Below are 21,490 nucleotides of genomic sequence, written 5' to 3'. Positions count from 1 at the left end.
AGAGTGCCAGCATGGGACCGGTGAGCACCACCGAGCAGCGTGATGGCGTCGATCTGACCAACCTCGATCAGCCGCTGACGCCGGAAGCCGGTGCCACGAAGCGTAATCTGATCGACTATCTCGACGCGGTCGCCGATCGCATGCTGCCCGGGCTCGCCGGGCGGCCACTCACAGTGCTGCGGGTGCTGCGTGGCCGGGCGCCGTTCATGCAGAAGAACGTCCCGAAGTACACGCCGGACTGGGTGCGCACCGTGTCCATTTGGGCGGAGGCCTCCAAACGCGACGTGCACTACGCACTCTGCGACGATCGGCGAACCCTGCTGTGGCTCGCCAACCAGCGCGCCGTCGAGTACCACCCGACGCTTGGCCTGGCCGAGAACATCTACCGACCAACACATTTGATCCTCGACCTGGATCCGCCCGGCATCGACGACTTCGCGGCGGTGGTGGCGGTCGCACATCTGGTTCGCCGTGCACTGGCGGACACCGGCTTGGCGGGGGCGGTGAAGACCAGTGGCGCCAAGGGAATTCACGTCTTCGTCCCCATCGACGACGCCGCACCGGTCGACGACGTCGCCGCGGCGACCCGCGCACTGGCTGCGCGAGCCGAGGCCTTGGACCCGGATCTGGCGACCACGGCCTTCATCACCGACGACCGCGACGGCAAGGTCTTCGTCGACTCGACGCGGGCCGGTGGTGCGACTGTCGCCGCCGCATACAGTCCGCGACTGCGGCCGGGCACACCGGTGTCCTTCCCACTCGACTGGTCCGATCTCGATCGGGTGGTCCCTGCGGACTTCACGGTGCACACAGGCCTCGACGCCCTCGACGGTCGCGATCCGTGGGCAGACTCGATGCCCGCGCCCCAGCGGCTACCGTCCGACTTGATCGAACAGGGCCGCGCCATTCCCGTCGCGCGGGTCGCCGCGATGCACGAGGGCAAGCGCCGCGCCCGCGCCAGGCGTCAGTCGGCGACGTAGTACAGCCGCTTGTTGACGAACTCGTCCATGCCGAGCGGACCGAGCTCGCGTCCGAAGCCACTGCGCTTGACGCCACCGAACGGGACCTCGGCGTTCTCGTTCGCGGGTGCGTTGACGTTGGACATGCCCGACTCGAGACGCTGAGCGATCTTCTCGGCGCGCTGCGTGTCGGTGCTGAACACCGCACCACCCAGTCCGTAGTCGGAGTCGTTGGCCAGTGTCAGCGCCTCCTCGTCGCTTCCGACCGAGTACACCACCGCCACGGGGCCGAACAGCTCTTCGCGGTAGGCCCGCATCTCCGGGGTGATGCCGGTCAGCACCGCGGGCGAGTAATACGCCGCGGGCCCGTTCCCGAGCACACCGCCGGCATGCAGCGTCGCGCCCTTGGAGACGGCGTCCTGAACCTGCTCGTTCAGTATCTCGGCAGCCTTGCGTGATGACAGCGGAGCAAAGGTGCCCTCCTGCGCCTCGGCCGGATCGCCCGCCTTGAGATCCTTTGCCCGCTCGACGAGCCGCTCGACGAAACCGTCGAATATGTCGCTGGTGACGATCATCCGCTTGTTCGAGTTGCAGGCTTGGCCGGTGTTGCCAATCCGGGTGTCCCACGCCAGATCCGCTGATGCCTTGACGTCGTCGGTGTCCAACACCACGTACGCGTCGGACCCACCGAGTTCGAGTACGCACTTCTTCAGGTTCCGACCCGCGATCGATGCCACCACCGACCCGGCCCGCTCCGAGCCGGTCAGCGAGACGCCGACGATGCGACGGTCGCTGATGATCTCTTCGATCTGCCCGTACGACGCGAAGATATTGAGGTAGACACCCGCCGGCACACCCGCTTCGTCCATGAGCTCCTGGACGGCGAGCGCTGACTTCGGCACCGACTCGGCATGCTTGAGAATGATGGTGTTGCCCAGCACCAGGTTTGGGGCCGCGAATCGTGCGATCTGGTAGAACGGGTAATTCCACGGCATGATCCCCAGCAACGGTCCGATGGGCAGCTTCTGCACGTAGGCCTTACCCTCGGCGAACGTCTTGATCTCCTGATCGGCCGCCAGACCCGGACCCTCCGTCGCGAAGTAGCCGAAGATGTCGCCGCAGAAGTCGGCTTCGCCCTCGGCCTCGGGCAGCGGCTTGCCCATCTCCTCGGTGGCGATGGCGCCGAGCCGCGCAGCGTGCTCCTTGAAGAGTTCCCCCACTCGGGCGACGATCCGCGCCCGTTCGGAGATCGGCACGTCGCGCCACGACCGGTACGCCTCCGCGGAGGCGGCGAGCGCCGCCTCGACCTCGGCGTCGGAGGCGAAGTCGAACGTCTGCCCGACGTCGCCGGTTGCCGGATTGACTACCTGATATCCGGGCTGGGTCGAAACTGTCGCGGTCATGGTGGGACCTCCCTTAGACGTGAATAACCCCCAATCTAGTCACGGAGGGAATGCGGTGCCTTCAGTTCGGGGCCACACATGCGTCGAAGCAGTCGCGAAGGCCGTTGCCGTCCAGAGCGCCGTGGGCGCCGATGGCGACGATCCGAGTTTGCGGGCTTCGGTCTCCCCATTCGGACTCCTGCACCAGATCCACACGTTTCCCGACCACCTGCAGAACTGAACGATGCAGCGGGGTGTCGCGGCTATGAATCACGCCCTTACAGCGGTAGACGTTGCCAGGCAGCCTCTTTGCCGCCTCACGCAACGCACCGAGTGACAGCTTTTCGCACGTCTCATAGCTCCACGTACTGAAGGCCCGCCGGTGGTCGCGATGGCCCGAGTCCTCATCCACCGGTACTGGGACATTCGTGGCAATGAACCTTCCCTCAGCCAGCAGGATCTCCAGTGGCACGCTCCCGCGCCGCCGACCTTCGCCACGTTCGACGAACTGAAACGCCTTTACACGATCACGTCCTCGTCGCGAATCTCGTCGAAGTCGATCACCACGTGCCGGGGCCCGCGGAATACCTGGCTGATGCGGTAGGGCGGCGGATCGACGACGAGCTGCGGATTGACCACCCGGTGGATGAATGCGTTGACCGCGGTGTTCACCTCCAGGCGCGCAAGCGGGCCGCCGAAGCAGACGTGGATGCCACGACCCCAGCCGACGTGCTCGTTGTCCTCGCGCTCCGGATCGAATCGGTTGGGATCGGTGAACCTTCGCGGGTCGCGGTTGCCCGCGCCGTAAAGCAGGAAGATCGGCGCACCCCGCGGGATCGTCGTTCCGCCGATCTCGATGTCCGCCAGGGCAGTTCGGCTGGGGAAGAACTGGACCGACGACTGCAGGCGCAGCACCTCCTCGATGGCCCCGGGAACCAGATCCGGATTACGGCGCAGCAAGTCGAAGGACCCGGGGTTGCGGAGCAGGGTGAGCACGCAGTGCGAGATGAGGTTGACCGTGGAGTCGTGGCCGGCGATGAACAGCAGGATCGTGTTGTTCACGATCTCGCTCGGGGACATCCGTCCGTCCGGTCCGTCGTCGTGCACCATCTGCGAGATCATTCCGGGCCGTGGAGCTTTCTCCGCACTCTCGACCAGGTCGATGATGTACTTCTTGAGCGCTATGCCGCTCGCCTGCCCCTTCTCCTTGCGGAGCTGCCCCTCTTCGGTGGCGATCTCGGGGCCGACGTCGAACAGTCCCGCCATCACATCGCAGACCCAGGCGTGGAACAGCGGCTCGTCCTCCAGCGGGATGCCCAAAATGCGACAGATCACGTCGACCGGCAACGGGTACGCGTAGTCGTCCACGACGTCCATCCGGGTCTTGCCCGTGACCTTGTCGAGCAGGTCGTTGACGATCTGCTTACAGGACGCTTCCATGCTCGGGATCAGGTCCGGCGTGTGCGGGGGGCCGAAGTGCCGCATGGAAAGCCGGCGCGCCCGGTCGTGGTCGGGCGGATCATCGGTGATGAAGCTCGGGTCCTGGTTGTACGCGTCCATCAGGTCGCCGACCGATGCGTCCTCGGTCTGGAGCATCACCGTGCGGTTGGGTCGGTTGCGCAGATCCGAGCTCACCCGCGGGTCGTGCGCCAAGGCGATGATCTCCTCGTATCCGGTGACGGCGTAGATGCCGTTGGTCACCCGGACCACCGGCGTCTTGCGCAACTCGTCGAAGTACGGATACGGGTTCGCGCGGTTCTCGAGCTTCATCGCCGCTGAATAGGCTTCCTCCGGGGTCACGGCGCCTTCCTTCGCATTGCTGTTGGCATTAACGTCTCCTGCTCCTGCCGCCCCGTCAGCCAAGACGCGGGCGGAACTCGGCTTCCCGCTCGTTGGGATCGTGACCCGTCAGGACGACGTCGGCAGCGGTGGCCGCGCCCCGCTCCGGGAACTGCGCGGGAACGACCCGCATGTCGCCGGGCAGATCGAACCCCGCGGGATGCGGGGGAAACGGACCCGACCGCGAGATCTGCGCCTCGTAGTGCGGCAGCCACTTGCCGTGGTCGAACGTGACGGCGCCGACGATCCGACCGCGCAGACCGTAGACGGCAGCGAATCGGCGCTCCTTCACCGAGCCCTGGGTGAAGACGATCTCGTTGCCGAAGGACGGCACACCGACGGACTTGATGTTGACGCCGAACTGGCCGGACCAGAAGGCGGGAATGAGCAGATGGGCGCGGCGGTCCATCGGATCGCAGACCATGTTGTGTGCGGCGACCTCGGCCCCGAGGACGGCGTTGTCCCAGTGCTCCATGGCGAGGAACTGGTACCCGTACAGCACGTGCGGGGCGCGCGCGACATCGCCCGCCACGAAGATGTCGTCGGTGACGACGCCGTTGATGTCGAAGGCATGGCACCCGGCGTCGCAGCCGACCCCCCAGGGGCCGACCGCTAGTCGGGCGCCGTCGAGCCATTCGGTGTTGCGGACCGAGCCAAGCGACGCGAGCACCACGTCGACGTCGAGGGTGTCCCCGTCGGAGAGGCGAGCGCGTCGAACATGGCCGCTCTCATCGCCTTCGAGCCCCAGGACTGAGACGCCGAGGCGGAGGTCCACGCCGGCCTCACGCTGCATCTCGGCGGCGATGTCGCCGATGACGACACCGAGCGCGCCGGACAGCGGGGCGGGACCGCGCTCGGCGACGGTGACCTCCAGACCGAGTTCGCGGCAGACCGAAGCAACTTCGGAGCCGATGAAACCGGCGCCGATGACCAGAACCCGCCGCGGCGCCGCGGCCAGCGCCGCGGCAATCCGCGCGGCGTCGCCCCTGGTTCGCAGCGCGTACACACCCTCGAGCGCGGCTTCGATCGGGTTTGGCCAGTGACGTGACCGAACGCCGGTGGCGATCAGCAGGCGGTCATACGGCACCTCGCTGCCGTCACCCAGCAGGACGAGCTTGTTCACCCGGTCCAGACCGGTGGCGGCTACTCCGAACCGCCAGTCCGCGTCGACCTCGCGCAGGCGCGGTAGCTTGGTGTGGTCGGCAGGAACCCACCCCTTCAGCACCTGTTTGGACAGCGGCGGACGGTCGTATGGCTCGTCCTTCTCATCACCGATGATGGTCAGCTGGCCGGTGAAGCCCTCATCGCGGAGCGCCTCAGCGCCGCGAAGCCCCGCCAGTGATGCTCCGACGATGGCGATGCGGCCGTTCGCCTTGACGTCCATGGCGACGGTCACGATGCGCCATGTCCCTCGAGCTTGTCGACGATGATGGCCTGCACCGGGCACGATGCTGCGGCCCGCAACACGTTCAGCCGCTGCGAATCATCGGGGTTGGGGTCGTACGTCAGAGCCTCTTCACCGCTGAGTTTGAGCACCTCCGGCGCCAGCGGCACGCATTGGGCGTAGCCCAGACAGCGATTCAGATCGATGACGATGCGCATGGCCACCCCTAGTGTGAATGGTGAGTCAGAAGATACGAGCCTGGGTCAGTGAGGGCCATCGACACACCGGCGCCGAAACCAACAGAGCGATTTTCTCATCTGTCAATAGTCACGCGATGCCGAATCGCGTTATCTACCAAGCATTCACTCTCAGCGACGACCAATGCCGATGGGGCCTACGGGACCTACGACGGGACCGACGCCACCGACGCCAACCGGGCCAACGGGCCCGACGACGGGACCGACGCCACCGACGCCGACCGGACCAGCGGGGCCGAGGATGGGATTCGGATCGAGGTACACGTCAACGTCCCCCGTGGCGAGACATTGATTCGTGTCGTAGTTCCAGTACATGCTGTCGTCGCAGAACTGGCACTGGTTGGTGTCGTAGTTCATGTAAAAGCTGTAGTCGCAGTCATCTTCGGCGTGACTGACCGCGGGTGATACGAGTCCAGCCAGCGACAGGGCCGCGACCGGGAGGGCAATCGCGGCGATTGCGCCACAACGCCTTACCGAAAAACTCTTGGTGGCTCTCATACCGCTAGTCGTCATTCAGCTCAGCCTTCCCTGTCGAACTCGGTGCCTTCCCAGTTGGGCAGATTGTGGATCAACTCCATGGGTTCGAACGGCACTTTGGCGAAATCCACCCTGGGTCGTCCGGCGCCTTCACCGCACTCAGACGCGGTCAGCTCAGCTCGGAGCTGCAATGCACAGTCGACGACCTGGCGGCATCGCGAGCCCGACTGGTACTCGCAGCGGACTCGGAGAGGCGTCGAATTCAACGCGACCTGCACGACGGCCTCCAACAGCGCCTGGTGATGTTGCGAATCCGGCTCGGCACGGCCGCGGAAACTGCCGATCATCGCGCTATGGGTGAAAGTGGCACCGCACCAACGCTTGCGGCGCTCGGGGACGAGGTCGAGGGCATCGACGATCTCCGCATGGTCACCCGCACGATCTACCCGTCGCTGCTGACCGATGCCGGCGTGGCGGAGGCGCTCAACTCCGCAGCGATGCGGGCGCCGCTACCGGTCTCGGTGGACGCCGTCGGCCTGCGAAGGTATCCCGCGGAAGTCGAGAGCGCCGTCTACTTCTGTTGCCTGGAAGCGTTGCAGAACGCGGTCAAACACGCTGAGTGCGCACAGAACGTCATCATTCGCATCTACGATGACGGCCGGCTCCGCTTCGAGGTGACCGACGACGGCGACGGGTTTCTGTTGGAGGGCTCCGACGGAGCGGGGTTGACGAACATGCGCGACCGGATCGAGGCGGTCGGTGGTGTGTTCGGCGTCGAGTCCGAGATCGCGGTCGGCACGACGGTGTACGGGGCCATCCCACTCGGCGCCGACGCGTGATTCGTCGGGTGATCAGCCATACACGTGTCCCGAGGTACGGCAGACACGAACTCCCCAACGAGCGGACACCCTTGCCTCGCAATCACTGCGGGTCCATGCTGGTCGTCACGACACCGCACGGCCGACGGGGAGACGATCCAGATGAGCAGACCTGTCCGATCCTGGCTTTCCACGGGAGTCGCGGCGATGGCCGTGGCGGTAACTCTGGGAACGCTCGTCACCATTCACGACGCCGGCGCCGCCAACGCAGACGTCTGCGCGTCGGCGGGCCGACGCGTCTCCGTCAGCGGGTGCGCCAACCTCGCGGACGTAATAGCGCCTTACGTGCCGCCTCCCGACTACTACGCCCCGATGCCGGAGGACTACGTGCCACCTCCGCCACCGCCTCCACCGCCTCCCGTCAGTGGCTGCATCGGCGTGAACGGACGCCGCATCAGCGTGAGCGGCTGCAACTGACGATGACGGACACGCCCACACCGTGATCGCAATCGACATGCTGGTCCGGGTCGGCCTGGCGACGCTTCTGGGCGTGGCGATCGGCGTAGAACGCCAATGGCGAGCGCGGATGGCCGGCCTTCAGACCATGGCTCTGGTCAGCATGGGAGCGGCGCTCTTCCTGATCCTGGGCGCTTACTCCTTTGAAGGCCAGGGTGATCCGACGCGGGTCGCTGCCCAAATCGTCTCCGGCATCGGCTTTCTCGGCGCCGGGGTGATCATGAAACAGGGTTCGTCGGTCACCGGTTTGAACACGGCCGCGACGCTGTGGGCCGCCGCCGCGGTGGGTGCGCTCGCGGGTGCCTGGATGTGGCGCGAGGCCGTCACCGGTGCAGTGGTCATCATCGCCACCAACGGCTTCCTGTTTCCGTTGGCAACGCGGATGGACCATGCCCACCTGTGGGGTGGCCGCGAGAACCCCGCTGCCGACTACCTCGTCGAGGTGGTGTGCGGCGCGGATGCCGAGGCCGAAGTGCGGGCGGTCATCGTCGGCGCGTCCAGTCGGCCGGGCTTCCAACTCAATTCGCTGCGCTCGTCTGCCAACTTGACACCCGGTGAAGTCGACGTGCGGGCCGAGCTGTCCACCGCGACTCGCGACGACGCCCAAGTCGAGAAGGCGCTCGGCGCAGTGAACCTGGACCCGAGGGTCACCTCGTTCCGCTGGTCGGCCGAAAGTCCGAAATCGCGACGATGAGGTCTCCATCACCGACCACGCCCCGCCCACACGAAGGAGACGCAGGCATTCGTCGAACGTCGCAGCGATCCCAACGACGGCCGCACCGCCAACCTCTTCGTCACCGCGCTGGCCAAGCAGAACATCGACATCGTCCGGTCCCGGCGCGCGGCACTGCTCGCCAGCGCACTAGGCGACGATCACCTCGGGGTCAACGCCGCCAGGGACCTGCTGGATCGACTCAGACACACGCCGAGAGAAGGAAGTTCGTGACCAGTCCCGCGGCGGCAGGGGCCTGAGAGACTGGAGCGATGGTCGAGACCCTCCACGACACCGATTACCGCGGCTTCGCGAGCGACAACTACGCGGGCGTGCACCCCGAGGTGCTGGATGCACTGGCCGCGGTGAACGGCGGGCACCAGGTCGCCTATGGCGAAGACGTCTACACGCAACGGCTGCAGCAGCTCGTCCGAAACCAGTTCGGCGAGTCCGCCGAGGTCTTCCCGGTGTTCAACGGCACGGGCGCGAACGTCGTCGCGCTCACCTCGGTACTGCCCCGCTGGGGAGCAGTCGTCGCTGCGGCCACCGCGCACATCCACACCGACGAGGGCGGCGCACCGGAACGGGTCAGCGGCCTGAAGCTCCTGCCCGTCCCGACGCCCGACGGCAAGCTGACGCCCGAGCTGATCGCGACGGAAGCGTGGGGCTGGGGAGACGAGCACCGCGCCCAGCCGCTGGCCGTGAGCATCACCCAGACGACCGAACTAGGCACGCTCTACACGCCGGACGAGGTGCGAGCGATCGCCGACTTCGCGCACGAGCACGGCATGGCGGTGCATGTGGACGGCGCCCGCATCTGGAACGCGGCGGCCGCTCTCGGCGTGCCGTTCCGCGAGTTCACGACCAACGCCGGCGTCGACGTCCTCAGCTTCGGTGGCACGAAGAACGGACTGATGGGCGCGGAGGCGATCGTCGTCATCGACCCGGTGCGTGTCGATGGGATGCCGTACCTCCGCAAGCTGAGCATGCAGCTCGCCAGCAAGATGCGCTTCACCAGCGCGCAGTTGCTGGCGCTGTTCGACGACGACCTCGGCCTGCGCTCGGCTGCGCACGCGAACGCCATGGCGGCGCGACTGCGCAGCGCGCTCGACGACGGTGTCGTTCGCGGGCTGTCCTTCAGCCAGCGGACGCAGGCGAACGCCGTGTTCGCCGTGCTGCCCAACGACGCGGCCGACCGCATCCGCGAGCGCGTGCGCTTCTACGACTGGGATCGCACGGCCGGCCAGGTGCGGTGGATGTGCTCGTGGGACACCAGCGAGACCGACGTCGACGGCTTCGTCACCGCGATCCGCGAGGAGCTCGGTCGCTAGGTTGGTCGTTGGGCGGACGAGCGAGAGGACTGACATGGCCGAGAAGACGGTGTTGTGCTTCGGCGATTCCTTGACGTGGGGCTGGGTGCCCGCAGAGGAAACCGCACCCACGACGCGGTTCCCGTGCGACGTCCGCTGGACCGGCGTGCTCGCCGAGGCCCTGGGCCACGATTACGCCGTGATCGAGGAAGGCCTCAGCGCCCGCACCACGAACGTCGACGACCCCACCGACCCGCGACTGAACGGCGCTGCGCACCTGCCGATCGCGCTGGCCAGCCACCTGCCACTCGGCCTGGTCGTCCTCATGCTGGGCACCAACGACACCAAGGCGTACTTCCACCGAAGTCCCTTCGACATCGCGACGGGGATGTCGGTACTCGCGGCGCAGGTCCTCGGTTCAGCTGGCGGAGTGGGCACCATCTACCCGGCGCCGAGGGTGCTCGTCGTCGCGCCGCCCCCACTGGCGCCGATGCCCGACCCGTGGTTTCAGATGACCTTCGACGGCGGGCAGGAGAAATCGGAGAGGCTCCCGGGCGCGTATCGCGCGCTGTGCGCGTACATGAAGATTCCGTTCTTCGACGCGGGTTCGGTGATCAGCACCGACGGCAGCGACGGCGTCCACTTCACCGAACGGAACAACCGCGATCTGGGGCTCGCGCTGGCCGACGAGGTGCGTCGGGTCCTAGGCTGAGGGCTAGCGCAAAAACCGCCCTTACCTGCGTGAACAGGAGGGCGGTCGTGGCGGTGGCGGAGGGATTTGAACCCTCTCCCATCGCCGACGAGATCGCCAGTCTCCCGGTGTCACCCCGGCGGTCGGGCGACTCAACCCGCGTGCAGCGCCACGACCTCCTCAGGCCGTTCTAAATGTCTCGCAGGGCGTGTTCTGGAAGCATGGCGCCTAAGGCGCATATACCTGCGTCAGGCGCGGAGCGCCCATTGATCGTCGGCAACCGAACGCGAGGGAGAAAATGAGTGCAGTGTTGATGACGGGGTTCCCGGGTTTGCTCGGGTCGGCCCTACTCCCCGGGATCCTCGCCAAGCGGGAAGGGGCCACCGCCATCTGCATCGTGCAGGCGAGGCACATGAATACCGCGAAGGCCAAGCTGGCCGAGATTCAGGCAGCCCATCCCCACACCGTGGACCGGGTCCAACTCGTCGAGGGCGACATCACGGTGCAGGGCCTTGGGCTTTCCGATTCCGTCCCGGTGGACGACGTCAACGAGGTCTGGCACCTGGCGGCCGTGTACGACCTTTCCGTACCTGAGGACATCGCCAAGCTGGTCAACATCGTCGGCACCGACAACGTCCTGCAGTTCTGCCGGGAGCGGTCGAACTTCCGTCGACTGCAGTACGTGAGCACCTGCTACGTCTCCGGCGCCTACGACGGCGAGTTCACCGAGGAGATGCTTGAGGAGGGTCAGGAGTTCCAAAACCATTACGAATCAACCAAATACGAGGCCGAGCGACTAGTGCGCGCGGCGATCGTGGAGGGGCTGCCAGCGACCATCTACCGCCCCGGCATCGTTGTGGGGGACTCGCGCACTGGTGAGACCCAGAAGTACGACGGGCCCTACTTCGTTGCCGCCTACATGAAGCGCCTGCCTGGCGCGACGTTCCTGCCGAGCGTCGACAAGACCGTCATGGCATCGCTGGTTCCGCGGGACTACGTCATTGCAGCGATGGACGCACTGAGCGTCCTCGACCGTTCCGAGGGCAAGACGTACCAGTTGACCGACCCCGATCCGCCGTCGGCCCGGGAGGTAGCCGAGATCTTCGGCAAGCACCTCGGTAGGAGGCTGGTCTGGCTGCCCATCCCGGTATCGGTCGTGCGCGGACTGCTCGACACGGTCCCCGGGATGGAACTGCTCACCGGTCTCCCTGCGGAGACCCTGGACTACTTCGCGTTCCCCACCACTTACGGCACGGCGCAAGCCGTGGCCGACCTCGAAGGCACTGGGGTCTCATGCCCCCGTTTCCGCGATTACGCCGACAAGCTGCTCGACTTCATGGCGGCCCACCCGGAGTTCGACTCCAAAGCAATGGTCTGAGAGAGATCCCATGACTGAGCACAGGCAATCGCTGGTCGTCAATATCAGCCTGAGCGGCCCCGGGCGGGACTACGACCAGTCCGTGGAGTTCCTGGGAGGGGCCTTCCGAATCGTCCGAGTGGGCACCGGCGGCAGCGTCAAGCGGGCCATCGACGAACTGCGCAAGTGGTCCGGCCGGGCCGCGGCCATCGGGGTCAGCGGAGTCCACGACGCTCAGGTGGCCGGAACCCTGAAGGGCAATCCTGGCAGCCTTCGGGAGGCCGCGGACGCGTCCACCGGGGCGGTTGTCACCGCTGGCCACCGGTTGCGCAACGTGTTGCAGGAGTGGACCATTCGGCACCTGGACGGCGAGATGCCCGGCTACTTCGCCAATGCGCGAGTGGTCGTGCTCGGCGGACGAAACCACTACCGCTCCACTCGAGTGCTTTCGGAGAGCACGCAGAACCTGCGCTTTGCCGACCCGACGGTGGAGTACGGCCTTGCCGACATTCACAGTCCGTTCGCGGTGTTCGAGCGCTTCGTGTCCGCCTCGGGCTGGCTTCTGGAGAGAATCCCCTCCTCGATGGTGTCGGCGGCCACCGCCCCGGGCCGGAAGATAATCGAGTCCAAGGTCCGCCAGGCCCTGCAGGACTGCGACGTTGTGGTGGCCACCTTCGAGGAACTCGCCCAGTTCGAGTTGGACGACCTGAAGGGCAAGACCCTCATCTCGACGTCCATCGACGAGGAGCGGCTGAACAGCCTGCGGGAGCGTGGAATAGACCTCATTCTCGACGATGTGCCGCAGCCGTTCGAAGGGGTGGTGGTCAATGAGGCGACGCTTGAGGCGCTGATGCTGGTGGCGGGCCAAGCCGAGGAGTCACGACTCACCGACGACGACCTGCTCGACATGATCCAGTCGGCTGAGCTGCAGCCGAGGATCCTCTACCCGAGCGGCTTCAAGCGGAGGTCCCGGTTCGCTTTCGTGATCCACCCGCTGTCCCAGGAGTACTTCCGCAATGTGAAGCCGCTCGATGCCGTCGCCGACGTGGCGCCGGGGATGTTCATGGATGGCGTGGAGAAGCTGATGGCGCACGCGCCGCCGTTCGTCTACAGCCATGTCACCGGTATCACGTCGCCGACGGGCGCTGAGGTCGAAGGCTGGCTCATCACCGTCGGCGGCACCCCCAAGGAACTGATGGCGCACGATCCGGAGTTCACCTACTCGCGGCTCCTCGCGGCGGCCGACATGGCACAGAAGATGGGCGCCCAGATCATGGGCCTCGGCGCGTTCACCAAGGTCGTCGGCGACGCCGGTGTCACGGTGGCCAAGCGCGCACCGCTTCCTATCACCACGGGCAACTCCTATAGCGCCTCGGGTGCGCTGTGGGCCGCCCATGACGCGGTCCGCCGAATCGGCATCGCAGAAGTGGACAAGAAGGGACATATCAAGGGCAAGGCGATGGTGGTCGGCGCGACCGGCGCCATCGGCTCGGTGTGTGCGCGACTGTTGGCGATGGCCGCCGACGAGCTGTGGCTGGTCTCCATCGAACCGGCCAAGCTGTTGGCGCTGAAGGCTGATATCGAGCGGGAGAACCCGCGGGCGAAGATCCACGTGAGTGCCAGCGCCGACGAGCACATCGCCGACATGGATGTCATTGTCACGGCCACCTCGGGGGCTGGCAAGAAGGTGCTCGACATCATGAAGGTGAAGCCGGGTGCGGTCATCACCGACGTCGCGCGGCCGTTGGACCTTTCGGCAGAGGATGTTGCCAAGCGGCCCGATGTGCTGGTCATCGAGTCCGGGGAGATCGAACTGCCCGGCGATCCGCAGATGAAGGGAATCGGCCTGCCGAAGGGCGTTGCCTACGCCTGCCTGGCCGAGACCATCGTCCTGGCGCTCGAGGGCCGCTACGAGACGTTCACCGTCGGGCGCAACATCGAATGGGAGAAGGTCAAGGAGATCTATCGGCTCGGGCTGAAGCACGGCATGAAGCTCGCCGCGATCTCCGGTATCAACGGGGTCTATACCGACGAGGACCTCGCCAAGATCCGGGAGTTGGCGCTGGCCAAACGGGAGGAAATGGCAGCGGCGGAGTCCTGATCGCGACTGTGGCGCGGAGGGGGTGGTCTGGCGCGGCCGGGCCACCTTCGGCTGCCTGCAGGACGCGGGGGTTGCGAATATCCTCTTCACAAGGTCGAGGGGCCATTGCGGACAAAAGGATCGTCATCGTCGGTCAGTCTGCACAGGCAGGTAGTCCCCAACCTGAGGCGGATTCCGATTCTTCCCCCGAATTGCCGACTAGCGTTGTCCCGCCAGGCTTAACTAACCGTGGGATCGAACGACGGACTTCGAGCGTGGTGGGCGAAGCTGCACACGTGGGCCAAGGTTGCGACCGTGGTGGTCCCCGCGCTGGGCTTCCTGATACTCGTGGTGACAGCGGGCGGCGGCGCAGGGCGCGATTGGGAGTCGTACAACTAGGTTGTCCGCTACGCCCTCGGGGTCGCTGACCAGCTTGGCGAAGGTCCACTGCGAGGTGTTGAAGAATGGCAGCTTGAGCTTTGACTTGAGGACCACCGCCGGGTCGATCTTCTGGCTCCGGGCCTTCTTGTGCTCGGCCAGAACCTCGTCTTTTGTCGGCTCCAGGATGCAGTCCAGGCGGCGCAGGATCGTGAACGGCATGATGACGTCGCCGTACTGGTTGGGCTGGTAGGGCCCCCGCAGCAGGTCGGCGATCTTCCGGATAAAGTTGGGGTCGGTCTTGGCTATGGTCGGGTGGCCTCCTCGCGTTCAGTCGGAACGGTGGAAGTTACCGGCCAGGCGGCTCGGAGTGCTTGTTTGCAACGCGGTGCGTGGCTACATGATCGCCACCGGGGACGCAATGGGCGCCAAAGCAGGTACAGCGCTCCGCGCTTGTCCGGTGTCCGAAGACAACCGTCGGTAATAATGCTTAACTGTCGAACCTTCAGCGGATAGGCTCGTGTCGATGGGACAGCCCCCTCCACCGTCGCAACCTAGCCCGATTTGGCCGCTGATCCAGGCGATAGCAGGAGCTTCCTGCGACGGACTCGCCACGCCGGTCTGCGTCATGGCCGATCCCGAGAGGCCGCCCTGGCAGCTAGAAGCGCCGAACGAACTCGGCTTTACCCTGCGAGATGCACGTTCCCAGGTCGAGTTGATCAGTACGGTCAATTCACTTCTGGAGACGCAGCCCGCCGTCGTCATCCCCCCCTGGGGCCGTCAACCTGGCGAGCTGATGGATCGGCAAGAGACTGTCGCACTTAGTTGCACTGCACGACCTGAGTCACATGACCTGACTTTGGTACTTCCGGCGTCATCCTTGGTATCGAATCGTGGCGACCTCGATGCCGTCGCTTCAGCTCTTGATTTGAAGTGTGCCCATTCTGTGCCCAAACGGGGGCCCACGGCCTCACAGCTGGCGTGAAATGAACAGCCAACCAGCGCAAACAGGTCGACAAGCTTGGCGGTGGCGGAGGGATTTGAACCCTCGGACGGGGGTTACCCGTCACACGCTTTCGAGGCGTGCTCCTTAGGCCGCTCGGACACGCCACCGTCGGGCAGCTTACCGGGAACCTGGCACGACCCCTAATCGCCGCCGAACGTGACGCCATGGCGAGATTTCGGCCGGATTCTCGCCGTGGGCGCACGTTCGGCGATGATGCTAGCCGCGCCGCCGAGGGCCGCGCTCAGCGCTGCCGCGCGAAGAACGCCTCCAACGGCGCCGCACACTCGTCGGCCAGCACGCCGCCCCGCACCTCGGGCCGATGCGTGAGCCGTCGGTCGCGCACCACGTCCCACAGCGAGCCGACCGCACCCGTCTTCGGCTCCCACGCCCCGAACACCACCCGGGCGACGCGCGCCATCACCAGCGCCCCGGCGCACATAGTGCACGGCTCGACGGTGACTGCCAGCGTCGTCCCCTCGAGTCGCCAGCCGTCGCCGAGCACCCGGGCCGCCGCGCGCAGGGCCAGGATCTCCGCGTGCGCCGTCGGGTCGCCGAGTTCTTCACGGGCATTGGCGGCACGCGCCAGCTCGGTACCGTTAGGGCCGAACACCACGGCACCGATGGGCACGTCGCGGGGGCCGACGGCGGAGGCCGCGTCGAGCGCCGCCCTGATCAGATCAGCGTCGGTCAGTGGCTCCTCGCGCAAGCGCTCGTCGGCGGTCAACGATCGAGTTTGTCGAGCAGCGAATACATCTCGTCGCCGAAGCCCATCTCCTGGGCGATCCGCGAGAGTTGCTCGTCGGCATAGTCGTCTTCGGAGAGGATGATGCTCAAAACGCCTTCGGACAGGCCGATGTCGGAGAGCACGCCGAGATCGCCCTCCTCGAACGGATCCTCGTCCTGCAGGTCGTCGGGGTCGATGTCGGCGTCGAGCTTCTCGAGCACCTGCCTGGCGATGTCGTAGTCCACGGCCGCCGTCGCATCCGACAGGAACAGGCGCGCACCCGCGGGGGCGGGGCGCACGATCACGAAGAACTCGTCGTCCACGTCGAGCAGTCCGAACACTGCCCCCGCGCTTCGCAGTTCCCTCAGCTCGGTCTCCGCGGCCGCCAAGCTCGTCAACGCGCTGCTGCGCAACGACGAACACCGCCACTTGCCGTCCTCGCGAACGACTGCGACACCGAATCCGTCCGGGAGGTCTGCGGCCTGGTTCTGCGCCTGCGCTCGCTGTGCTCCCATGAAAGTCACGGTAGTCCCAGATCACACGCTTTGACCAGCGTCACGATCACGTCTGACGCTCGCGCGGTTCGCCGATATGTCAACCTTGCAGGGTGGCAACACCGATGTGCGTACTGGGCCTTGGACTGATCGGCGGGTCGGTGATGCGGGCCGCCAAGGCCGCCGGGCGGGAGGTCTTCGGCTACAACCGGTCGGTGGACGGCGTACAGGCTGCCCGCTTCGACGGGTTCGACGCCACGGCGAGCCTCACCGAGGTGCTGGAGCGGGCCGCGGCGGCGAACGCGCTGATCGTCCTCGCCGTTCCGATGCCCGCACTGCCGAGCATGCTCGACCGCGTCCGCACGACGGCGCCGCACTGCCCGCTCACCGATGTGACGAGCGTCAAAGTCGCTGTCCTGCAAGCCGTTCGGGACCACGGCCTCCTCGACTACTTCGTCGGAGGCCACCCGATGACCGGCACCGCGCACTCCGGCTGGGCTGCGGGCGACGAGAAGCTGTTCGTCGGCGCGCCCTGGGTGCTCAGCGTCGATGACCACGTCGACCCGGCGGTGTGGGCCGAGGTCATGCATCTGGCTCTGGACTGCGGGAGCGTCGTCGTGCCCGCGCGCTCCGACGAGCACGATGCGGCGGCCGCAGCCATCTCACATCTTCCGCACCTGATCGCAGAGGCCCTCGCCGTCACGGCAGCCGACGTACCGCTGGCGTTCTCCCTGGCCGCGGGCTCGTTCCGGGACGGCACCCGGGTCGCGGCCACCGCCCCCGATCTGGTGCGAGCCATGTGCGAGGCGAACTCCGGCCCGTTGGGCTCCGTGCTGGACCGCGCCATCGACCTGCTGACTGGCGCCCGCGACGGCCTGGCCACGACCGATTCCGTCGCCGACCTCGTCGAGTCGGGGCACGCGGCCCGGATGCGGTACGACAGCTTCGACCGACCGCAGATCCTCGCGATCGCCGTCGGCGAGGACGGCTGGCGTCAGGAACTCGCCGCCGCGGGCCGTGCGGGCGGGGTGCTCAGATCCGCGCTGCGAGTCCGGGATAGTCGAGGATGAACCCGTCGTCGTCGACCGTGATCGTGGTCTCGGCGACGGGCGACTTCAGCTTGACCCCGGCACCAGGGTTGGGCGCTTCGCTCGCGTAGTCGATGGTCGCGGTCTCCACGGTCAGTTCCGGAAGACGCACGTAGACCACGGACAACGAGATCGATGCGCCGTGCTGGTACAGCCCGGCGCGGCGGATCGGCAGCGCATTGAAGAACGGGCTGTAGATCACGTCGACGTCCAGGGCGCCGCCGTAGGGCAAGCGCATGGCCTGGTTCTGCTTGTCCTGCACCAGCCACATGTTCTCTTCGTCACGGGCGATGTTCAGCTGGCGCTCCCGTTGGGCCAGCGTGACCGTCAGCGACAGCCGTTTGGTGGCACCACTGTCATCGGTGACCAGGTCGTAGGACGCGCTGAACGCCGCGTGTGACGCCGTCGCGGCGGCCACGATCCGGCCGTACGCCTTGATCCGGTTGCCCGACAACTGCACTCGCACCGACTCCATTCGAGGAACGTCGTGTGCTCGCCACGTCAAAATTGCCGACCAGTTGTCTTGCGACTCAGAGCGGACTACATCACTCATCCCCCTACCGTAGGCGACGGCCCCCGTGCTTCGTAGCCGCCTTGGGAAAGCCCGCCAGATCGTAATGTCGAACCGGATTCGAGCGCGACCTCGTCGCCGAGGAGCGGCTGCGGCATCTTGCGGAATCTGTCGGTACCCGGCTCCGAGAGCCACACCGCGAACGCCAGCGCGGCATCCAGAATGAGCGCCAGCGCGGTGACGACGAGCGCGCCCACCAGCGCGAGATAGAACTCGCGCACCTTGATGCCGTCGATGAGGTAGCGGCCGAGACCGCCGAGACTGGCGTACGCCGCCACGGTGGCCGTCGCAACGATCTGCAGCGTCGCCGTACGCAGTCCGCCGAGGATCAGGGGCATGGCATTGGGTACCTCGACGCGCAGCAGAACCTGCGACTCCGTCATGCCCATCGACCTTGCGGCGTCGACCACCGCTCGGTCCACGTTCGCGATGCCCGAATAGGTGCCGGCGAGCATCGGCGGGATGCCGAGGAGCATCAGCGCCACCGTCGGAGGGATGAGGCCGAGGCCCCACAGCAGCACGCCGAGCAGCAGCACGCCCAGGGTCGGGAGGGCCCGCAGCGCGTTCACTCCACCGACGACCAGGAACGTCCCTCGGCCGGTATGTCCGATGATCATGCCGATCGGGATCGCGACGAGTGCCGAGAAGACGACCGCGACGGCCGTGTACTGCAGGTGCTCGAGAATGCGCGCCGTCAGCCCCGCCGGCCCGGCCCAGTTGGCCGCGGTGAAGATGTACGCCAACGCCTGCTGCAGGAAGTTCATCGGGCGCCCGCCTTCGCTCGGCGGCCGGTCCTCACCCATGGCGTCGCCAGCTTGCCCGCGATCATGATCAGGGTGTCCACGACGATCGCGAGTACGAAGATCGCGATGATGCCCGCGACGATCTGATCGCTCTTGTCGGCCTGATAGCCCTCGGTGAACCAGGTGCCCAACCCGCCGATGCCGATCACCGAGCCGACCGACACCATCGAGATGTTGGTGACGGCGACGACGCGCAGGCTTGCGACGAGCACCGGTATCGCCAGCGGCAGTTCGACTTTCAGAATCCTGGTCAACGGCTTGTAGCCGACGGCCGTGGCCGCGTCGAGTACGGCGGGCGGTACGGCGTCGAGCGCCTCGGGTACGGCGCGGACGAGCAGGGCCACCGTGTACAGCGTCAGGGCGACGATGACGTTGGCCTGATCCAGGATGCGGGTCGGGATGATCAACGGCAGCACCACGAACAGCGCCAGGGACGGAATGGTGAACACGATGCTCGCCACCACCGTGGTGAACCTTCGCAACACCGTCGTGCGCTGGACAAGTGCGCCAAGGGGCACGGCGATCAGGAGGCCTAGCACCAACGGCACCAACGACAGCCACAGGTGGATCAGCGTCAGGTCCCAGGCGTCGCCGAGGTGGGTGAGGAGGTACTGCACTAGGTCGTCTTCCGCTTGGCCTTGATCGCCGCGATCACGTCATCGGCCTTGAGTCCGCCGATGACATGCCTGCGGTCGTCCACGGCGACCCCGAGTCCGGCGGGCGAGGACAGCGCGGCATCGAGGGCCAACCGCATCGTCCCGTTCGGCAGGAACAGCGAGCCACCCGCCATGGTGCTGTCGTACAGCGACTTTCCCTGGCGGTGCAGGCCCACGCCATTGGCGTCGATCCACGCAAATGGCGAGCCGTCGCGCTTCGTGACCAGCGCCCAGTCACCTGGACCAAGGTCCAGTGAGTCGATGCCGGCTTCCTCGACCGTTCTGATGTCGTGCAGAGGCAGCCCCTTGCCGGGGGAGAACTGCAGGCCGCGGTAGCCGCGGTCGGCGCCGATGAAGCCGGCCACGAAGTCGTTGGCTGGGTTGGACAACAGGCGCCGCGGCTCGTCGTACTGCTGGAGAGCTCCGCCGCGGCCGAAGACCGCGACCTTCTCGCCGAGCTTCAGAGCTTCGTCGATGTCGTGGGTGACGAAGACGATGGTCTTGCGCAGTTCGCTTTGCAGCCGCAGGATCTCGACCTGAAGTTCCTCACGGACCACCGGGTCTACGGCGCTGAACGGCTCGTCCATCAGCAGGATCGGCGGATCTGCCGCCAGCGCGCGGGCCACGCCGACGCGCTGCTGCTGACCCCCGGACAGCTGCGCGGGATACCGGTTGGCCAGCTTCGGGTCCAGCCCGACGCGCTCCAACACGCCGAGGGCGGCCTTGCGGGCGGCGCGACGGGACTCACCCATGAGCACGGGCACGGTCGCGACGTTGTCGACGACCTTCAGGTGCGGCATCAGTCCCGCGCTCTGGATGACGTAACCCATGCCCAGACGCAGCTTGACCGCGTCGACCTTGGTGACGTCCTTGCCGTCGACGGTGAGCACGCCCGACGTGGGCTCGATCATTCGGTTGATCATTCGCATCGACGTCGTCTTGCCGCAGCCGGACGGGCCGACGAAAACCGTGAGCGTGCCCTCGGGCACCTCGAGACTCAGGTCATCGACGGCGACGGTGCCGTCCGGGTACTTCTTGGTGACGCCGTCGAAGTTGATCATCTGCGCCCCATCCCTCTAACCGGCTACCGGCTTGTCGAACCCGTTGTCCTGTACCCACTTGCGGGCCGCCTCATCGGGGTCGACGCCGCCGTTGCCCGACGTCGCCGTGTTCATCTCGATGAGAGCCTCGGTGGTGAGCTTGGCCGACACGGCGTCGAGCACGGTCTTGAGTTGGTCCGACATCTTCTGCGACGCCACCAGCGGGACGACGTTGGCGGCCAGGAAGTTGTTCTTCGGATCCTCGAGGACGACCAGGTCGTTCTGCGGGATGGCCTGCGACGTGCTGAAGATGTCCGCCGCCGTCACCGTGCCGTCGACGAGGGCCCGTACCGTCGCCGGCCCGCCGCCGTCGCTGATCGAGACGAAGTTGGCGGGCGGGATGTCCAGGCCGTACTTGGCCTTGAGACCGGGCAATCCCTCGGCCCTGCTCTGGAACTCCGACGGCCCGCCGAACTTCACCTCGGCCGAGTGCTGCGCGAGATCGCCGATGGTCTTGAGGTTCCACTTCTCGGCGGTGGCCCTGGTGACCGCGACGGTGTCCTGATCGTTGGCGGGAGACGGCGTCAATATCGAAAGGTCGCCTGGCAGAGCGCGGTACAGCGCCAACTCGACCGACTCGGGATCGGTGGCCTTGGTCTCCGAGTCGAAATACTGCAGGAGGTTGCCGGTGTACTCCGGGATCAGGTCGATCGAGTGATCCTTGACCGCGGGCACGTAGGTCTCCCGACTGCCGATGCCGAACTGCCGGCGGACGTCGAACCCGTTGGCCTCCAACGCTTGCGCGTAGATCTCGGCGATGATCTTCGATTCGGTGAAGTCCGCCGACCCGACGGCGATCGACTTCAGGTCACCCGATACCTCACCACCGCCCAGCGGGTTCGAACTGCCGCATGCAGCCGTTACCAGGGCTAGGACCGCTGCCAGTAC

22 protein-coding genes, 1 tRNA gene and 1 pseudogene are annotated in these 21,490 nt (G+C 66.4%); 9 read left to right on the top strand and 15 right to left on the bottom strand.

The features are described from left to right. The first annotated feature begins 20 nt into the window (after positions 1–20). Entirely contained in the window at positions 21–980 is a 960-nt protein-coding gene (locus VET27_RS25810) for a DNA polymerase domain-containing protein (RefSeq protein WP_526522790.1), read from the top strand. Here VET27_RS25810 and VET27_RS25805 read toward each other — a convergent pair. The 6 genes from VET27_RS25805 to VET27_RS25780 all read right to left on the bottom strand — a co-directional run bounded on the left by VET27_RS25805 (position 965) and on the right by VET27_RS25780 (position 6,178). Next, positions 965–2,362, bottom strand: a complete 1,398-nt coding sequence (locus VET27_RS25805; protein WP_526522788.1) for an NAD-dependent succinate-semialdehyde dehydrogenase — start codon at positions 2,360–2,362, stop codon at positions 965–967. The two genes, VET27_RS25810 and VET27_RS25805, sit on opposite strands and share 16 nt — an antisense overlap. 61 nt (positions 2,363–2,423) lie before the next feature. After that, a complete protein-coding gene (locus VET27_RS25800; protein ID WP_526522786.1) occupies positions 2,424–2,813 on the bottom strand; it encodes a GTP-binding protein in 390 nt (129 codons plus the stop codon). 47 nt (positions 2,814–2,860) lie between these two features. Then, positions 2,861–4,141, bottom strand: coding sequence for a cytochrome P450 (locus VET27_RS25795; protein WP_526522784.1), 1,281 nt, complete (start codon positions 4,139–4,141; stop codon positions 2,861–2,863). A gap of 55 nt (positions 4,142–4,196) precedes the next feature. Next, positions 4,197–5,564 (bottom strand): NAD(P)/FAD-dependent oxidoreductase, encoded by a 1,368-nt coding sequence (locus tag VET27_RS25790; RefSeq protein WP_526522860.1) that lies wholly within the window; start codon positions 5,562–5,564, stop codon positions 4,197–4,199. A gap of 8 nt (positions 5,565–5,572) precedes the next feature. Further along, a complete protein-coding gene (locus VET27_RS25785; RefSeq protein ID WP_526522780.1) occupies positions 5,573–5,782 on the bottom strand; it encodes a ferredoxin in 210 nt (69 codons plus the stop codon). A gap of 150 nt (positions 5,783–5,932) precedes the next feature. After that, entirely contained in the window at positions 5,933–6,178 is a 246-nt protein-coding gene (locus VET27_RS25780; RefSeq protein ID WP_526522776.1) for a hypothetical protein, read from the bottom strand. 206 nt (positions 6,179–6,384) lie between these two features. On the opposite strand from VET27_RS25780, the gene VET27_RS25775 reads away from it, so the two are divergent. From VET27_RS25775 to VET27_RS25745, 7 genes are all read left to right on the top strand, one after another. Further along, a complete protein-coding gene (locus VET27_RS25775) occupies positions 6,385–7,137 on the top strand; it encodes a sensor histidine kinase (protein WP_526522773.1) in 753 nt (250 codons plus the stop codon). Between the two features lie 141 nt (positions 7,138–7,278). Beyond that, a complete protein-coding gene (locus VET27_RS25770) occupies positions 7,279–7,593 on the top strand; it encodes a hypothetical protein (RefSeq protein ID WP_526522771.1) in 315 nt (104 codons plus the stop codon). A gap of 37 nt (positions 7,594–7,630) precedes the next feature. After that, positions 7,631–8,326 (top strand): MgtC/SapB family protein, encoded by a 696-nt coding sequence (locus VET27_RS25765; protein ID WP_526522859.1) that lies wholly within the window; start codon positions 7,631–7,633, stop codon positions 8,324–8,326. A 290-nt stretch (positions 8,327–8,616) separates the two neighbouring features. Next, positions 8,617–9,675 carry a threonine aldolase family protein gene (locus VET27_RS25760; RefSeq protein ID WP_526522768.1) on the top strand — a complete coding sequence of 353 codons (1,059 nt, stop codon included), beginning with the start codon at positions 8,617–8,619 and terminating at the stop codon, positions 9,673–9,675. Between the two features lie 34 nt (positions 9,676–9,709). Next, entirely contained in the window at positions 9,710–10,366 is a 657-nt protein-coding gene (locus VET27_RS25755; protein WP_526522766.1) for an SGNH/GDSL hydrolase family protein, read from the top strand. A 277-nt stretch (positions 10,367–10,643) separates the two neighbouring features. Further along, positions 10,644–11,723, top strand: a complete 1,080-nt coding sequence (locus VET27_RS25750; RefSeq protein WP_526522764.1) for an SDR family oxidoreductase — start codon at positions 10,644–10,646, stop codon at positions 11,721–11,723. 10 nt (positions 11,724–11,733) lie between these two features. Continuing rightward, the gene (locus VET27_RS25745) at positions 11,734–13,803 is read left to right on the top strand and encodes a DUF8754 domain-containing protein (RefSeq protein WP_526522761.1); all 2,070 of its coding nucleotides are present in this window, start codon (positions 11,734–11,736) and stop codon (positions 13,801–13,803) included. A 372-nt stretch (positions 13,804–14,175) separates the two neighbouring features. Here VET27_RS25745 and VET27_RS25740 read toward each other — a convergent pair. The 4 genes and pseudogenes from VET27_RS25740 to VET27_RS25725 all read right to left on the bottom strand — a co-directional run. Then, positions 14,176–14,469: pseudogene (locus VET27_RS25740) on the bottom strand (type I restriction-modification system subunit M N-terminal domain-containing protein); the annotation flags it as partial. A 713-nt stretch (positions 14,470–15,182) separates the two neighbouring features. Then, positions 15,183–15,273, bottom strand: a tRNA-Ser gene (locus VET27_RS25735). A 134-nt stretch (positions 15,274–15,407) separates the two neighbouring features. After that, positions 15,408–15,872 carry a nucleoside deaminase gene (locus tag VET27_RS25730; RefSeq protein WP_526522857.1) on the bottom strand — a complete coding sequence of 155 codons (465 nt, stop codon included), beginning with the start codon at positions 15,870–15,872 and terminating at the stop codon, positions 15,408–15,410. Between the two features lie 14 nt (positions 15,873–15,886). Continuing rightward, a complete protein-coding gene (locus VET27_RS25725; RefSeq protein ID WP_526522758.1) occupies positions 15,887–16,405 on the bottom strand; it encodes a tRNA adenosine deaminase-associated protein in 519 nt (172 codons plus the stop codon). 104 nt (positions 16,406–16,509) lie between these two features. On the opposite strand from VET27_RS25725, the gene VET27_RS25720 reads away from it, so the two are divergent. Then, entirely contained in the window at positions 16,510–17,454 is a 945-nt protein-coding gene (locus tag VET27_RS25720; protein ID WP_526522855.1) for a prephenate dehydrogenase, read from the top strand. Here the strand turns inward: VET27_RS25720 and VET27_RS25715 are convergent. From VET27_RS25715 to VET27_RS25695, 5 genes are read right to left on the bottom strand one after another with little or no spacing between them, the layout of a single operon-like run. Next, on the bottom strand, positions 17,417–18,025 hold the full coding sequence (locus VET27_RS25715; RefSeq protein WP_526522755.1) for a putative glycolipid-binding domain-containing protein: 609 nt from the start codon (positions 18,023–18,025) through the stop codon (positions 17,417–17,419). The two genes, VET27_RS25720 and VET27_RS25715, sit on opposite strands and share 38 nt — an antisense overlap. Next, positions 18,022–18,807, bottom strand: a complete 786-nt coding sequence (locus VET27_RS25710) for an ABC transporter permease (RefSeq protein WP_526522750.1) — start codon at positions 18,805–18,807, stop codon at positions 18,022–18,024. The genes VET27_RS25715 and VET27_RS25710 overlap by 4 nt, the downstream gene beginning before the upstream one ends. Then, on the bottom strand, positions 18,804–19,463 hold the full coding sequence (locus VET27_RS25705) for an ABC transporter permease (RefSeq protein ID WP_526522748.1): 660 nt from the start codon (positions 19,461–19,463) through the stop codon (positions 18,804–18,806). Before VET27_RS25705 ends, VET27_RS25710 begins: the two co-directional genes overlap by 4 nt. Beyond that, complete coding sequence (locus tag VET27_RS25700; RefSeq protein WP_526522746.1) at positions 19,463–20,563, bottom strand: ABC transporter ATP-binding protein; 1,101 nt, start codon at positions 20,561–20,563, stop codon at positions 19,463–19,465. The genes VET27_RS25705 and VET27_RS25700 overlap by 1 nt, the downstream gene beginning before the upstream one ends. Positions 20,564–20,578: 15 nt before the next feature. Next, complete coding sequence (locus VET27_RS25695; RefSeq protein ID WP_526522853.1) at positions 20,579–21,487, bottom strand: ABC transporter substrate-binding protein; 909 nt, start codon at positions 21,485–21,487, stop codon at positions 20,579–20,581. Positions 21,488–21,490: the final 3 nt, after the last annotated feature.

This window comes from Mycobacterium sp. (genome assembly GCF_035633495.1).
Taxonomy (GTDB): domain Bacteria; phylum Actinomycetota; class Actinomycetes; order Mycobacteriales; family Mycobacteriaceae; genus Mycobacterium.
The sequence above is the reverse complement of the archived record's forward strand: the minus strand, read 5'-3'. Positions and strand labels throughout refer to the sequence as shown.

Coding starts and splice junctions, on each gene's coding strand:
- VET27_RS25755 (WP_526522766.1), top strand. CDS start 9,710: ATGGCCGAGAAGACGGTGTTGTGCTTCGGCGATTCCTTGACGTGGGGC.
- VET27_RS25710 (WP_526522750.1), bottom strand. CDS start 18,807: ATGAACTTCCTGCAGCAGGCGTTGGCGTACATCTTCACCGCGGCCAAC.
- VET27_RS25770 (WP_526522771.1), top strand. CDS start 7,279: ATGAGCAGACCTGTCCGATCCTGGCTTTCCACGGGAGTCGCGGCGATG.
- VET27_RS25715 (WP_526522755.1), bottom strand. CDS start 18,025: ATGAGTGATGTAGTCCGCTCTGAGTCGCAAGACAACTGGTCGGCAATT.
- VET27_RS25760 (WP_526522768.1), top strand. CDS start 8,617: ATGGTCGAGACCCTCCACGACACCGATTACCGCGGCTTCGCGAGCGAC.
- VET27_RS25700 (WP_526522746.1), bottom strand. CDS start 20,563: ATGATCAACTTCGACGGCGTCACCAAGAAGTACCCGGACGGCACCGTC.
- VET27_RS25750 (WP_526522764.1), top strand. CDS start 10,644: ATGAGTGCAGTGTTGATGACGGGGTTCCCGGGTTTGCTCGGGTCGGCC.
- VET27_RS25785 (WP_526522780.1), bottom strand. CDS start 5,782: ATGCGCATCGTCATCGATCTGAATCGCTGTCTGGGCTACGCCCAATGC.
- VET27_RS25745 (WP_526522761.1), top strand. CDS start 11,734: ATGACTGAGCACAGGCAATCGCTGGTCGTCAATATCAGCCTGAGCGGC.
- VET27_RS25805 (WP_526522788.1), bottom strand. CDS start 2,362: ATGACCGCGACAGTTTCGACCCAGCCCGGATATCAGGTAGTCAATCCG.
- VET27_RS25765 (WP_526522859.1), top strand. CDS start 7,631: ATGCTGGTCCGGGTCGGCCTGGCGACGCTTCTGGGCGTGGCGATCGGC.
- VET27_RS25720 (WP_526522855.1), top strand. CDS start 16,510: ATGTGCGTACTGGGCCTTGGACTGATCGGCGGGTCGGTGATGCGGGCC.
- VET27_RS25780 (WP_526522776.1), bottom strand. CDS start 6,178: ATGAACTACGACACCAACCAGTGCCAGTTCTGCGACGACAGCATGTAC.
- VET27_RS25725 (WP_526522758.1), bottom strand. CDS start 16,405: ATGGGAGCACAGCGAGCGCAGGCGCAGAACCAGGCCGCAGACCTCCCG.
- VET27_RS25790 (WP_526522860.1), bottom strand. CDS start 5,564: ATGGACGTCAAGGCGAACGGCCGCATCGCCATCGTCGGAGCATCACTG.